At 64.8% G+C, this 15,013-nt stretch carries 9 protein-coding genes; 3 read left to right on the top strand and 6 right to left on the bottom strand.

Features of this window, described 5'->3' with window-relative positions:
• Positions 1-64: 64 nt before the first annotated feature.
• Positions 65-1,312, bottom strand: a complete 1,248-nt coding sequence (locus tag ACVWZM_RS04740) for an efflux RND transporter periplasmic adaptor subunit (RefSeq protein WP_057015665.1) — start codon at positions 1,310-1,312, stop codon at positions 65-67.
• A 151-nt stretch (positions 1,313-1,463) separates the two neighbouring features.
• Positions 1,464-2,870: a CoA transferase gene (locus tag ACVWZM_RS04745; RefSeq protein WP_168856441.1), complete on the bottom strand. Its 1,407-nt coding sequence runs from the start codon at positions 2,868-2,870 to the stop codon at positions 1,464-1,466.
• 122 nt (positions 2,871-2,992) lie between these two features.
• Here ACVWZM_RS04745 and ACVWZM_RS04750 point away from each other — a divergent pair, with 122 nt between their 5' ends.
• Positions 2,993-3,280: a hypothetical protein gene (locus ACVWZM_RS04750; protein ID WP_018270628.1), complete on the top strand. Its 288-nt coding sequence runs from the start codon at positions 2,993-2,995 to the stop codon at positions 3,278-3,280.
• A gap of 463 nt (positions 3,281-3,743) precedes the next feature.
• Here ACVWZM_RS04750 and ACVWZM_RS04755 read toward each other — a convergent pair whose 3' ends face one another.
• From ACVWZM_RS04755 to ACVWZM_RS04770, 4 genes are all read right to left on the bottom strand, one after another.
• Positions 3,744-4,829 (bottom strand): IS4 family transposase, encoded by a 1,086-nt coding sequence (locus ACVWZM_RS04755; protein WP_253587271.1) that lies wholly within the window; start codon positions 4,827-4,829, stop codon positions 3,744-3,746.
• A gap of 403 nt (positions 4,830-5,232) precedes the next feature.
• Positions 5,233-8,670 carry an error-prone DNA polymerase gene (locus tag ACVWZM_RS04760; RefSeq protein ID WP_456815857.1) on the bottom strand — a complete coding sequence of 1,146 codons (3,438 nt, stop codon included), beginning with the start codon at positions 8,668-8,670 and terminating at the stop codon, positions 5,233-5,235.
• Complete coding sequence (locus ACVWZM_RS04765; protein WP_168856439.1) at positions 8,667-10,316, bottom strand: Y-family DNA polymerase; 1,650 nt, start codon at positions 10,314-10,316, stop codon at positions 8,667-8,669. The genes ACVWZM_RS04760 and ACVWZM_RS04765 overlap by 4 nt, the downstream gene beginning before the upstream one ends.
• Positions 10,207-11,040, bottom strand: a complete 834-nt coding sequence (locus tag ACVWZM_RS04770) for an ImuA family protein (protein ID WP_057015667.1) — start codon at positions 11,038-11,040, stop codon at positions 10,207-10,209. Before ACVWZM_RS04770 ends, ACVWZM_RS04765 begins: the two co-directional genes overlap by 110 nt.
• A 329-nt stretch (positions 11,041-11,369) precedes the next feature.
• Between ACVWZM_RS04770 and ACVWZM_RS04775 the strand changes: the two genes are divergently transcribed.
• Together ACVWZM_RS04775 and ACVWZM_RS04780 are read left to right on the top strand one after the other, a co-directional pair.
• Positions 11,370-12,818 (top strand): UdgX family uracil-DNA binding protein, encoded by a 1,449-nt coding sequence (locus ACVWZM_RS04775; RefSeq protein ID WP_168856438.1) that lies wholly within the window; start codon positions 11,370-11,372, stop codon positions 12,816-12,818.
• Between the two features lie 533 nt (positions 12,819-13,351).
• Entirely contained in the window at positions 13,352-14,974 is a 1,623-nt protein-coding gene (locus tag ACVWZM_RS04780) for an inorganic phosphate transporter (protein ID WP_057015669.1), read from the top strand.
• The last annotated feature ends 39 nt before the right edge of the window (positions 14,975-15,013 follow it).

Genomic DNA, 15,013 nt, shown 5'->3' on the forward strand with positions numbered 1-15,013 from the left:
CGCGCAAACGCGCTCTGCGTTTGTCGCGAGGGAAAACCGCTTCCCACTTTTCCGGATCATGCGCTTAGGTGCCTGATGCGGCGCGGTCGATGAAGAGGCTTCCCTTCGTCACGATCTGCTCGCCCGGCTTGAGGTTGCCGGCCACCTCGACGAGGTCGCCATTGATGAGGCCGGGCTTGATCTGACGCAGCTCGATGGTCTTGTCGTCGGCCCTCGCGACCCAGAGCCGAACCTGGTCGCCCTCGTAGATCAGCGCCTGCTTCGGCACGCCGACTGCCGGGTGATCGCCCTTCGAATACAGCGTCACATTGGCGAACATCTCGGGCTTCAGCCGCTTGTCGGCGTTGTCGATGGTGGCGCGAACCAGGAGCCGGCGCGAGGTCGCGTCGATCGCCGCGGCGACATAGTTGACCCGGGCGTTCAGCGTCTTGCCCGGCAGCGCCATCACGCTGAAGGTAAGGTCCTGGCCGACCGCGACATTGTCTGCGTCGGATTCGCGGACAAAGGCGATCAGCCAGACCGTCGACAGATCGCCGATCACGTAGACCGGGTCGCTGGCGCCGGTCGAGACATACTGGCCGGGACCGGCCTTGCGCTGGACCACGGTGCCGCCGATCGGCGCGAACACCGTCGTCTCCGGATTGAGGCGGCCCTTCTGCCGCAGCGTCGTGATGTCGTCGTCGCCGAAGCCGAGAATGTGCAGCTTGTTCTGCGCCGCTTCCAAAAGCGTCTGCGCCGAGCGCGCATCGTTCTGCGCTTGCACCAGCGCGGTCTGGGCCTGCTGATAATCCTTCAGCGGGATCGCCTTGCCCTCGGACAGATCCTTGGCGCGCTTCTCCTGGATCTGCGCCAGGTCGAGCGCCGACTGCGCCTTGTTGAGGCCGGTCATCGCCGCGATGTAATCGTTCTGCGCCTGCACGGTGTCGGCCGCCTCGATCACGAACAGCGGCTGGCCCTTCACAACGGCATCGCCCGGCCGCACCATGAGGCGGGTGACACGCCCGGTATAGGGCGAATAGACCGGGGTGGAGCGGTCCTCATCGATGCCGATCTTGCCCTCGGTCACCAGCTCGGAGCGGAAAGTGTGCTCGCTCACGGTCTGGAAGGTCAGGCTGGCCCACTCGGCCGCCGACGGCGCATAGCGCGCGCCGCCCTTGCGGGACTGGCTGGAGACCTCCGAAGATGTCTGCTTTTCCGAGCCGAAACGCGTGTAGCCATAGGCACCCGCGCAGGCAACCGCCAGCAGCGCCGCGGCCACGACCAGGCGCGGACGGCTAAAGCTCTGCATTCTCTTGGTAAACTCTTTCACCATGCGGTCCGCGGGGTCGATCGTTGCAGCATCCGGCGGGACGGCCCCAGCGGTGCGCTAATAGTGCTGAATTGGCGTCTCAAACAACCTAAAAATCGCCATTCGGCGACGCCTGTCGTTAAAGTTTGCATAGCCTGAACGGCAGCTGAATGTCTTATCCGGGAAACTCCGGGGCAGGAAACTCCGGAGGGTGACTGCCGAGCGGCATGGCCGGACGGGACCAATGGGCCGGTGTGCTGGACAGCACTGCGGCATGCCGGACCGAGCTCAGCGTACCAAAGCCGGACGGCAGCCGTTCGATGAAGCGCTGCACCGCATCCGCCTTCAGGTCCCCGGTCGCAAGGCCTCCTTCGAGGCGGCCAAGATTCCACAGCCAGCGCCCGGTCTGCGCCAGCGATACCCGGACGTGCCAGCTGCCGCCTTCGCGGGCCTGGCGGGCCTTCGCCATCATGGCACCGAACGCCATGAAATATCCGGTGGCGTGGTCGAGCATCTGGGCCGGCAATTCCTTCGGCCCGTCCGTGCCGGCCGCCTGCCCTTCGGCATGATTGAAGCCGGTCGTGGTCTGCACCAGCGAGTCGAAGCCGCGGCGCCCGGCCCATGGTCCGGCATGGCCATAGGCCGACAGCGTCACATAGACGATCCCGGGATTGATCCGCGCCGCTTCCTCCGGCGAGAAGCCGAGCCGCGCGATCGCCTGCGGCCGATAGCCCTGCGAGAGAATATCGGCCTGCGCCACCAGACCCTGCATCACGCCCCGCCCCTCTTCGCTCCGCAGCTCGAGGAAGCTCGTGAGCTTGCCGCGGCCGGTGTCGATGGTGAGCCAGGGGATCGCCGGCAGATCGGGACCGGAAATCAGCAGCACCTCGGCACCATGCGCCGCGAGCGTGCGGCCAGCGACGGGACCGGCGATCACGCGCGACAGATCGAGCACACGGATGCCGGCCAGCGGCCGGCTGCCGGCGGGCCACGGCTTCGGCGCGGCTTCGCCGATCTTCTCGATCGAGATCAACGGCAGTTTTGCCAGTTCTTTGGCATGCGGCGTCGCCGACCATTCGTCGTGCGAGCGCATCAAGGCGACGACGCCGCCGGCGGCGTAGGCCGCGGTCTCGAACGCCTCGCCGTCCCATTGCAGCAGCGCGGCCTGGACCTCGTCGCGCTCAGCGTTGCAGCCGAGCACCCTGCAGACGGCGTCGCGATGATGCGGGAAATTGGTGTGCAGGCGGACAAAGCGGTTGTCTTTGACACAATAGACGCCGGCGATCTTGTCCCAGGCCGGCGGCGGCGGCTTGTCGTCGACGCGCAAATAGCGCTCGCTGCGGCATTCAACGACGGCATGGCGGATGTCGACCGCGACGTCCTGCTGCTCGCCGCTGCGGGCCTTCCAGATCTCGGCCGCGGCGAGGCCGGCTGCTGCGATCGGCGCCTGCGCTGCGGCTGCGACCCGAAACGACGACGGCAGCTGCGGCTCGCTGCCGGTCAATGTGACCGCATCGAGCGCGGCCGGCGCGCCGCCGGCGCCGGTCCAGACATCGGAAAGGATTTCACGAATGTCCTGCATGCGAATACCCGTTTGCGATTATCCTATGCCCGAGCATGATGACAAAAAGGCGGTGCCCGATCCCAACAATCATTTCCGGCCCTGCTTATATCCAGCTCTGCCCGACCCACACAGGAGTTGCAATGGCTGCCATCGATCCTCTCACCGCCGGCGCTGTCTTCCTCGCGACCGCAGCGACCGACGCGGTCTATGTCATGTTCACCTCGGCGGTCGTGGCGCGCAAGCGCGTGCCGGCGGCGACCTGGAGCAGCGTCTGGTATGTGCTCTCCTCCTATGCGGTGATCAGCTACACCGAAAACTGGCTCTACGTCGCCTTCGCCGCCCTCGGCTCGTGGGTCGGCGCCTACGCATCGATCACCTTCCTGCACCGCCCGCCGGGCGGACCGCCGGTCGGCGCCGCGGTGGAGTAGCATGCAGCGGCTGAGGAAGTCATCCGCCATCGATGCGACGGTGAGACCCGCCCGACAGGGACCAGCTGTAAGCTACGTGTCAGCATTGGCGTGTAGGTTACACGTTCGCATTCGCGCGACATCAGTCGATGAACTGGTTGGATGGACAATGGCGCGTTCGCGCCGCATGAACTCGGAGAACCCATACGCCGCGGCGAATGTTGTAGGCGGGACTCGCCGTTGCAAGAGTGCATAGCAATTTGCTTCGGTGGTTAAGTCCCAGGCGTCGTCCCGGCGAAGGCCCATAGGCGCTAAGATAGTTTGATCATAGTCTGATAGTGGCGCTTATGTCTGGGTGGCTCGCGTAGATGTCGCCGGAGAGCGTGACTGGCTCTGCAGAGTAGAGCGATTGCGGGCTGTGGAATGATCGCTTGCCGTAGCGAAGCGACGAGCTGGCGCAGCAGACGCCACGTCACTGGGTGGGTCAGGCGGCGTCGGCCAAGCGGGGAGAGTCTTCGAGTTCGTCGACGAGCGGCTCGAGCAATAGAATGATCAGCAGATGAGCGAGGATATGGGGTCTGGCGGACCGCTCGTCGGTTCCGGGAGGTCCCTTCAGGCCAATCAGGCTTTTCAGCCGCTTGAAGCCGAGCTCAATGCGCCATCGCAGCCGATAGAGGGCGAGGATATCTGCAGTCGTGAAGTCCTCTGGCCTGAGTGAGGTCACCAGGATCACCCAATCTGCGGCGTCAAGTGTTTGCCTGGAGAGCTGATGACCTCCCTTTTGTGCAGTCCGGCGCGCCTTGCGTCGCGCAGCCGCAGCAGCTTGCGCCGGCTTCTTCGCGGCAACCAGACGCACTGCGAGCGGCGGCGCACCTGACTTGCGCTTTATCCAAATCGGCCGATCGATCAGGCCACGCGCCGAGGCGTTGCGCAGTTCGGCAGTGAGGTCAACAAGATTACCTTCGGCATCGAGCCAGCGCGCGCTCTTCCAGCCGGCCCGGATCACGAAGTCTGCATCGGCATCGACGAGATGCGCCATGCGCTCCGGTTGCAGATAGGCTCGATCGGCAAGACGGATCTCACCGGCAACCGCCGGTATCCGATCCAGCGTCTCGCCCGCTCGCTGATCGGTCAGTTCGAAGTGACCAAAGCGCTCCTGCGGAAGATCGAACGCGCTATGGATACGCCACACTGCGTTCTTGTTCCTGCCGCTCGTCCCAGCCTTGGGGACCGTCGTGGCGTCAACAATACGGATCAGACGACCGCGGATCGCCTTCGGCGCCGCGTCGGCAAGCGCCTGCTCGACCAAGATTGCCAGCCAATCTCCGCACTGACGTAAGCGATACAACAGAGCCACGTTGGAGATATCGACAAGCCCAACCGACGTGGCCCATGCCGCCGTCAACCGCAGCCCTTTCTCACCAAGGCAATAAGCCAAGATCAGGCGCAGCAAGTCGACCGCATTGCTGATCTCCCGCGGACGGACAAACGCCTTCGTCTTGCGCGCGCTAATGTTCAGAGCCTCGGCTCCGCCAAGTCGGGCGACAACGCGCGCCCAATCTTTGTTCACAAGCGATTCGTGTGCCATTCCATCTTGGAATCACAAACGAATCCAAGGCGCAAATCCTATTTTAGCGCCTATGGGCGAAGGCCGGGACCCATACGCCGCAGCGGATGTTGTGGATGGCACTCGTCGTTCCAGCAGAGCGTAACCATTTGCAACGGTGGTTGTGGGTCCCGGCCTTCGCCGGGACGACGATGAGTGTGTGGCGCGGTATGTGAGTCATGCTTCCGCGTTCTCACGACATGTTTTGTCCGAGCTTTGCATCTCGTTCCGCCCTCTCTTTTGAACAGAGGGCGCAGGGAAAGCCGGGTGCCGATCGCACCCATGGGCCCCGAGCAATAGGTAGAAAGCTCGGGGGTAGGACCACAGGTGTCCTCAGGGTGACGGTGAGAGAGCCGTCGCACGCGGTTCAATGAAAATCGCGGGACGGCGGCAGGATGCGGACGTTGCGTGGGTGGCGGATCTTTTGCGGCGAGTTGTCGCCGTGATCGCGGCGGTCGTCGTTGAGCGGCTCGATCAGCGCGGGGCCCGCCGGCACCGGATGTTTGCGGCTCAAGGATTCGTTGGCGAGGCCGATCAGATCGTGGGAGCGATCGGTCATGCGCTGCGCCACCAGATGCGTCACGCCCTCCGGGCTGCTCTGGATATAGCCCTCGACCAGGATCAGGCGCGCGCCCATCACCTCCTTGCGGTACTGCTCCATCACCTTCGGCCACACCACGATGTTGGCGATGCCGGTCTCGTCCTCCAGTGTCATGAACACGACGCCCTTGGCGCTGCCCGGCCGCTGCCGCACCAGCACGACGCCGGCACAGCGGACGCGGCGGCGGTCGTTGCTCCGGTTGATGGTGTGACAGGCGACGACGCGCTCCTTCGTAAAGGTGTCGCGCAAAAACTCCATCGGATGGCCCTTCAGCGACAGGCGGATGGTCTGATAGTCGGCGACCACCTGCTCCGGACGCGGCATCTCCGGCAGCGGCTTGGCGCCCTCATCCGGCTGCTCGCGTGCGGTGGCGGCCTCGAACAACGGCAGCGGCACGTCGTCGGGCAGCCGGCGCACCGCCCACAGCGCCTCGCGGCGGTCGAGCCCGAGCGAGCGGAACGCATCGGCGTCGGCGAGCAGGATCAGCGCGCGCTTGGGCAGGCCGGTGTCGCGCGCGAAGTCTTCCAGCGAGGTGAACGGCCGGCGGTTGCGCGCGGCAACGATGCGGTCGGCCCAGTCTGTCTCAACACCGTCATTCCGGGGATCGCGAAGCGAGAACCCGGAATCTCGAGATTCCGGGTCTGGTGCTAGCGCACCATCCCGGAATGACAGTTGAAGCTGTTTCAGCCTCTCCTCGTCCTCATCCAGCCAGTGAAATCCGTCGATCTGGCGAAAGCCGAGCCGCACCGCGCAATGATCGCCGACCTTCTCCTCGAGCGTGTTCTGCGCAAAGCTATGGGAGACATCGACTTCGCGCACCGTGACGCCGTTCTTGCGGGCGTCGCCGACGATCTGGGCCGGGGCATAGAAGCCCATCGGCTGCGAGTTGAGCAGGCCGCAGCAGAACGCATCCGGATGATGGTGCTTAAGCCATGAGGAGATGTAGACGAGTTGGGCAAAGCTCGCGGCATGGCTTTCCGGGAAGCCGTAACTGCCAAAGCCCTTGATCTGGTCGAAGCAGCTGCGGGCGAAATCCGGATCGTAGCCGCGCGCCACCATGTTGCCGACCAGCTTCTCCTCGTAGCTGCCGATGGTGCCGAGATTGCGGAAGGTCGCCATCGAGCGGCGCAGGCCATTGGCTTCCTCAGAGGTGAAATGGGCCGCCTCGATCGCGATCCGCATCGCCTGCTCCTGGAACAGCGGCACGCCGAGCGTCTTGTGCAGCACGTTGTAGAGTTCGTCCTTGTCGCCCTGGTCGGGCGCTGGCGATGGATAGCTGACCTTTTCCTGGCCGTTCCGCCGGCGCAGATAAGGATGCACCATGTCGCCCTGGATCGGCCCCGGGCGCACGATCGCGACCTCGATGACGAGATCGTAGAAGGTACGCGGCTTCAGCCGCGGCAGCATGTTCATTTGCGCCCGGCTCTCGACCTGGAACACGCCGAGCGATTCACCGCGGCACAGCATGTCGTAAACTTTCTTGTCGTCCTGCGGGACCGAAGCTAGCTCCCAGTGCTCGCCCTTGTGGTCGGCGATCAGGTCAAAACATTTGCGGATGCAGGTCAGCATGCCCAGCGCCAGCACGTCGACCTTCATCATGCTAAGGGCGTCGACGTCGTCCTTATCCCATTCGATGAAAGTGCGGTCGTCCATCGCGGCGTTGCCGATCGGCACATAGGTGTCGAGCCGGTCCTGGGTCAGTACATAGCCGCCGACATGCTGCGAGAGATGACGCGGAAACTCGATCAGCTCGGTGGCGAGCTCGACCGCGAGGTTGATCATCGCATTTTTGGGATCGAGCCCGGCCTGTCGCACCTGCATGTCGTTGAGGCCCTTGCCCCAGCTGCCCCACACGGTGTCGGCGAGCGCCGCGGTGACGTCCTCGGTCAGCCCGAGCGCCTTGCCGACGTCACGGATCGCGCTGCGCGGGCGATAATGGATCACGGTGGCGATGATCGCGGCGCGGTGGCGGCCGTAGCGGCGGTAGACATATTGCATCACCTCCTCGCGCCGCGAATGCTCGAAATCGACGTCGATGTCGGGCGGCTCCAGCCGCTCCTTGGAGATGAAGCGCTCGAACAACAGATCGACCTTGGTCGGATCGACCGAGGTGACGCCAAGCACGAAGCAGACCGCGGAATTGGCTGCCGAGCCGCGTCCCTGGCACAGGATGTTCTGGCTGCGCGCATAGTGCACGATGTCGTGCACGGTGAGGAAGTAATGCGCGTATTTCAGCTCGGCGATCAGCGCGAGCTCCTTGTTCAGGGTGGTGCGAAGCTTTTCGTCGATCTCGCCGCCGAAATATTTGTCGACACCGGCCCAGGTCAAATCTTCCAGATGCTGCTGCGCGGTCTTGCCCGGCGGCACCGGCTCGTCGGGATACTGATATTTGAGCTGGTCGAGCGAGAAAGAGATGCGTGCAGCAAAGCGCATGGTTTCCGCGATCGCGTCCGGCAGATTGCGAAACAGCCTGATCATTTCATGCGCCGGCTTGAGATGCCGCTCGGCATTGGCCTCGAGCCTGCGGCCGACCGCCTCGATCGTGGTCTTTTCGCGGATGCAGGTCAGCACGTCCTGCAGCGGGCGGCGCGCCGGATGGTGATAGAGCACCTCGTTGGTGGCGATGAGCGGCACACCGGCGTCGGTGGCGAGGCCATGCAGCCGCGCGAGGCGGCGCCTGTCGTCGCCGCGATAGAGCAGGCTTGCGGCGAGCCAGACGCCGTCGGCGGCGCTTGCCTTCAGCTTTGCAAGCAGATCGAGCGTGCCTGCCTCCTCAAAGCGATGCGGCAGCGCCAGCACCAGGAGCTGCCCCTCGACGAAGTCGAGGAGGTCGGCGAGCTTCAGATGGCACTCGCCTTTCTCGATCCGCACGATGTCGTCGCCGCGCTTGCCGCGGGTCAGGAGCAGGCACAGCCGGCCATAGGCGGCGCGATCGCGCGGATAGACCAGGATGTCGGGCGTAGAGTCGATGAAGACGATGCGGGCGCCGATCAAAAGCTTTGGCGGATGGGCAACCTTCTCGCTGTCGAGCTCCTTCCAGGCGCGCACCACGCCGGCCAGCGTGTTGTGATCGGCGAGCCCGATCACGGGAATCCCGAGTTCGCTCGCCTGATGCACATAGGCGCGCGGATCGGAACCGCCGCGCAGGAAGGAGAAATTGCTGGTGATGCCGATCTCGGCATAATCAGGTGGAGGTGCGCTCATGCGAACAGCCCATGCACATACCAGTTGGCCGGAACGGGCTTGCCCTCCTCGTCGCGCAGCTCGCTCTCGTAGAGACCGTCGCGAAAGATCCAGAAGCGCTGGCCTTCGGCATCCTCGACGCGGAAATAATCGCGCGTCAGCGACGCGCCGTCCTGCTTCCACCATTCCATCGCGATGCGCTCGGGGCCCTCGACCCGCACCACCTCGTGCTGCGCGCGCCGCCAGGTGAATTGATGCGGCGGACCGTCGGGCACGGTCGCGAACGGCACCTTGATCGGTTCGGGCTGCTCGAATAGCCGCAAGGGACGCAGCGGTGGTTCGCTCGCAACGTGCTCCGGCCAGGCGGCGGCGCTGGCCGCGGCCAGATGATGCTGCGCCGGCAGCGCGAGCGCCGATCGTTCGGGGATGTGGCTCTCCAGCGGCAGATGCACGACGACGCGTTTTCCGCCGATGCGGGCGGCGATGCGGTCGATCAGCGCCGAGAGCTCGTCATTGTCGTGTATGGTGGCGTCGAGATCGCGCTGCTGCTGTACCACGATCTCGGTACGCCCTGCGGCGAGGCGAATGAGATCGAAGCCGAAGCCGGGATCGAGCGGATCATTCAGCGCATCGAGCCGCTCGCGGAATAGGCGATCGATCATCTCGGGCCGCGTCACCGGACGCCCGGTCTCGACCATGATCGCGCGCACCGCACCGTCAGTGCGGAAGAAGCTCGCTTCCAGCTGCCGCGCACCTTTGCCCTGCTTGTCCATCGCCGCAACCAGCATCTTGGCAAGGCTTGAGAGCGTCAGCGCGATCACGGTGTCGGTCGCGATCGGCTCGGGGAAACGCTTCTCGACGATGTAATCGGGCAGCGGCTTGCGCGGGCTGATCGGGGCATCGCCCTGCCCGAGCGCGTGGCTGAGCAAGGTGGTGAAGGCCGCACCGAACCGCGCCGAGATTTCATGCGGCGCGCGCGAGGCGACATCGCCGATGGTCTTCAAGCCGGCGCGGCGCAGGCCGGTGGTGACAGCGGCATCGGCACCGAGCGCCGACACCGGCAGCGGGCCGACCGCCGCCGCTTCCTCGCTATCGGGGACAATCTTGCCCGAGGCGGTGCGCGTCAGCGTACGCGCCGCGATCGAGGTGCCGGCAATGGCCGCGCTGACGGCAAAGCCGCGCCGGCTCAGCGCCCCCGTCACGGTCTGCAGCAGCGCTCGCTCGCCGCCGAACAGATGCGCGCAGCCGGTGATGTCGAGAAACAGACCGTAAGGCAGATCGAGCGCGACCAGCGGCGTGAAGCGGTCGCACCAGCCGGCGATGTCGTTCAGCGTCTTCAGATCGGCGGCGGGATCGGCATCATAGACCGTGAGCTCCGGACAGATCGCCCGCGCATTGGCGAGCGGCAGCCCGATCGACAGCCCGGCGCGCACCGCGGCCTCGTCGATCGCGTGCAGCAGGATGGCGTTGTGGTCTTTTGCGACGACGACGCTGGGGAGTTCTGCTTTCTTCGCCTCTCCCGCTTGCGGGAGAGGGAGCCCTGCCACCTCCCGTGCATCAGCTTGCGAGGCGATGTCCTGCGCGAGCTTGCGCTTGATGCGGTCGATGGGCAGGCGTGGCAGCCACAGGCTGAGGATACGCCGACGGTTCACTGAATTGGCACTCATCACATTTCCATTCCATGATCCATCGCCCGACAGGGCCATGACGATTGCGCACGAGTTCGGCCTCGAAGCGCGGCGCGCCCCACACGCTCGCGGCATTGCCCGGCGGCGAATGCGCCGCGCGCACGATCCAGCGCGTCTCCGCGGTCGAGGGGATCGGGGTTGCCGCGATCCGCAGCACCAGCGCGGTGACGCCGGAGGCCTGCGCGGCCAGGGTCAATTTGCGGCTGGCGACGAGATCGAGCTGGCGCGCCTGGCCCCAGACCTCGAGCACGACCGCGCCGAGCGCATCGCAGGCGAGCGCGTCGGCCGCGGCGCGCAGGCCGCTATCGACATCGGCAGCGCGCACCGTGACCAAGAGGCGCGGATCGAGGCCGAGCTCGGCAAGCCCGCGCATCGATAGCGCGCCGTTTTCGCGATCGGAAAAATCCTGCCGCACCCAGACCAGCGGCTTGCGTGCCGACAGCCGTCCGGCGAGCCCCGCAATGAAGCCGGTCGCCGCGCCGCCTTGATGGCCGGCCGCGAACACCTCGTGCAATGCCGCCGGCGCAAGCCCGCCGCGCAGCATCGCATCCGCGCCGGCATGGCCGAGCGCGACGCGGTTCGGCATCGCCGCATCCGATGACGCCTCGATACGCGCGATGCTGCCGCGCAGAGACGCAAGCGTACCTATGCGTGCGGCGGCGCATGATCCGCCAAAGTGTGAGCGGTTTGGCGACAAGATCATGCGCCTTTCTTAAAAAAGAGGAGCGCGATCGGACGCAAAACCGGCGACCACTTTTGCTGATCGCGCTCCGGCATATGCGCCGCTCCTTCCAACCAAAATTTGAGGCCGTCACTGGTCTGAACAGAGAACCAGGGACTGGCTCATTTGTTCATGATATGTTCTAATATAAAGCTAACAGGGCCCGCGGAGTCAATCGGATTGGTGAGATCATCGATTAATGAGTGGAATCAATGGGATTCAGCAGCCGCCGAACCGGACAGGCCCTCATCTTCCGCAAGTCAGGCACGCAGGCCCCGAAAATGACGGCGTGACGGAAACGGAGCAATCGCATGCGCATCATCGTGCTCGACAACGACACCGATTTCGAGGGCTGGCGCAAGGCCGCGCGGCGATTGGCGCTGAACGATGTGAAGCCCGCGGAGATCACATGGACCGTACGCAGCGACGACGAATTGTCGTCGGCATCCTGCGTGAATGAATTGCCGGATACGCCGCAGGCGCGGTTCAATGTGTCGGCCAAATTCGTCGAGCTCGCAAAGGCCGCGATCCTGCATCGCAGTGACGAACGCTTTGCCCTGCTCTATCGCCTGCTGTGGCGGCTGCGCAGCCGTCACGATCTGCTCAGTGCGACCGATGATCCCGATATCGCCGAGGTCCACGCGATGGCGCGCGCGATCTATGTCGATATCGACAGGATGCATGCGCATCTGCGCTTCCGCGAGATCGGCCGCGAGCGGACGGCTCATTACGTCGCCTGGTTCGAGCCGGAGCATCACATCGTCGAGCTTGCCGCGCCGTTCTTCGCCGGCCGCTTCGCCGACATGCCGTGGTCGATCCTGACCCCCGACGTCTGCGCACATTGGGACGGGCACGCGATCTCGATCACGCCGGGCGTCGCCAAATCCGAAGTGCCGACCGAGGACCGGCTCGAGGAGGCCTGGCGGCGTCACGACAACGGCCGCTTCAATCCCGCACGGCTGAAAGTGATGGAGATGCCGCAAGCCTATTGGAGGAACCTGCCCGAGGACTCGATCATTAAGCCTCTGATCGAAGACGCAATGCGCATGACCAGCGGCCCCTTCATCGCACGCAAGGCGGCCGAGCCGCAGAAGCGGCAGGATACGCCGATGCCCCGCAAGCAAGTTCAAGGCAAGCAAGTTCAAGGCAGGCAAGCTCACGACATCATCGCGGCCTTGCGCGAGGAGGCCGCCGATTGCCGCGCCTGCCCGCTGTGGAAAGACGCAACCCAGACCGTGTTCGGCGAGGGACCGCAAAGCGCAACGCTGATGCTGGTCGGCGAGCAGCCCGGCGACAAGGAAGATCTCGCAGGCCACCCCTTCGTCGGACCGGCCGGCCAGATGCTCGATCGAGCGCTGCAGGAAGCCGGCATCGATCGCCGCAAGGTCTATGTCACCAATGCAGTGAAGCACTTCAAATTCGTGCCGCGCGGCAAGATCCGGCTGCACCAGAAGCCGAGCACACCGGAGATCCGCGCCTGCCGCCAGTGGTATGAGCGCGAGCTCGCCACCATCAAGCCGGACCTCGTGATGGCGCTCGGCGCCACCGCGGCGCAGAGCGTGCTCGGCAAGATCACGCCGATCAACAAGAACCGCGGCCATCTGATCGACCGCGACGGAACCAAGGTGCTCGTCACCGTGCACCCGTCCTATCTGTTGCGGCTGCCGGATGAAAAAGCCAAGGCGCTGGAATATCAGCGCTTTGTCGACGATCTGAAAATCGCCGCACACCAGTTGCGCAGATCAGCCGATGCGGCCTGAGTTCCGCAAAACCGACGGAACCTGAGGAACCACATCGCAACGAGAAATTGTTCTAAACGCGGACAAATACCTACAACCTTGAATTGATCCGTGGTAAGGTAGCGTGTTCCGCAGGTATCGGGCGTCATGTTCACGCCATGACGTACCCTGAGGCGGGCGCGCTGCGCGGTTTGCTAGCCCCGATCGTGCGGCGCGCCACCTCATCTCTCAATCCCCCTCCCTCATTTCGCAACCTTCCACTCGCAGGCGCCCGCCGAATTCTCCGGCTGCCCGGCCGGCCGGATGCCGGTGTGATGTCCTCCGCACATTGTCTCGTCCCGCGAAACGCAGGCCAGAGGTTTCCGTCGCGATCGGCAATCCCTTTTTGCTGAAGATTGCCACGAGGCCGCGAAGCCACGTGCGCGCTCAATGCGTTGCACAAAACTTCGGCTCGATGTCCACCGCCACGGGAGACCGCGCGTCTCGCGGGCCGGATTTCAATTGCTTGTCATATGCATCGATCAAAATCGGGAGCATTGGGACAGGAGTTTACCATGAGCGATATGGCGTTACCCGGCTCGATCGAGCCCGCCCTGAAAAAGGGTCCGGACCTCGACAAGGGCTTTCATCCTCTCACCGGGGTTATCTATTTGGGCGTGGTTGCGGCCGCGCTGCTGTTCGTTGCCTACAGCATCTATGCCGATGTCGACGCCACCGGCACGCGCATCACCTCGTTCCTGCCGTATATCCTGCTGTTCGTCGCGCTGCTGATCGCGCTCGGCTTCGAATTCGTCAACGGCTTCCATGACACCGCGAACGCGGTCGCCACCGTGATCTACACCCGCTCGCTGCCGGCGCATGTCGCCGTGGTGTGGTCGGGCATGTTCAACCTGATCGGCGTGCTGCTCTCCAGCGGCGCCGTCGCGTTCGGCATCGTCTCGCTGCTTCCGGTCGAACTGATCCTGCAGGTCGGCAGCAGTGCCGGCTTTGCCATGGTGTTCGCGCTCTTGATCGCCGCCATCATCTGGAATCTCGGCACCTGGTGGCTCGGCCTGCCGGCCTCGAGCTCGCACACCCTGATCGGTTCGATCATGGGCGTCGGCATCACCAACGCGCTGCTGCGCGGCCGTGACGGCACCTCGGGCGTCGACTGGTCGCAGGCGACCAACATCGCGAAGGCGCTGCTGCTGTCGCCGCTGTTCGGCTTCGCGCTCGCCGCCGGCCTGCTCTACCTCCTCAAGATCGCGCTGCAGCGCGCGACGCCGGCGCTGTTCGGCGAACCGGTCGGCGACCAGCCGCCGCCGTGGTGGATCCGCGGCATCCTGATCCTGACCTGCACACTGGTCAGCTTCTTCCACGGCTCCAATGACGGTCAGAAGGGCATGGGCCTGATCATGCTGATCCTGATCGGCACCGTGCCGACCGCCTATGCGCTGAACCGCGCAATGCCCTCGAGCCAGATCGAGCTGTTCACGGCGCACTCGACCGCGGCCAGCAAGGTCATCGAAGGCAAGGCCGCCGGTTACAACGTGATCGGCAACCCGCGCCCGGCTGTGACCAACTATGTCGCGCAGCACCAGATCAACGAAGGCACCTTTCCGTCGCTTGCGGTGCTGGTGCGCGACATCGGCCAGCAGGTTGCCCAGTATGGATCGCTGGCCAAGTTCCCGGCTGACGCGGTCGGCAACACCCGTAACGACATGTACCTGGCGTCCGAGGCGATCCGTTTCCTGATGAAGGACAAGGAAGCCGAGCTGACCGCTGCCGACATCGCCACGCTGAACCAGTACAAGGGCTCGCTCGATGCCGCGACGAAGTTCATCCCGAGCTGGGTGAAGTTCGCCGTCGCCATCGCGCTCGGCCTCGGCACCATGGTCGGCTGGAAGCGTATCGTCGTCACCGTCGGCGAGAAGATCGGCAAGACCCACCTGACCTACGCGCAGGGCGCCTGCGCCGAGATCACGGCGGCCGCGACGATCGCGGCGGCCGACGGCTACGGCCTGCCGGTCTCGACCACGCACGTGCTGTCGTCAGGCATCGCCGGCACCATGGCCGCCAACGGCTCCGGCCTGCAATGGGCCACGATCCGCAACATCGCGATGGCCTGGGTGCTGACGCTGCCGGCCGCGATGATCATCTCGGGCGTTCTGTACTACGTGTTCTACCACCTGTTCTGACGCCCCACGCTTTCGGCGCAGCAACGCGCCGGACAAAGG

It is taken from the genome of Bradyrhizobium sp. USDA 4501, from assembly GCF_054062115.1.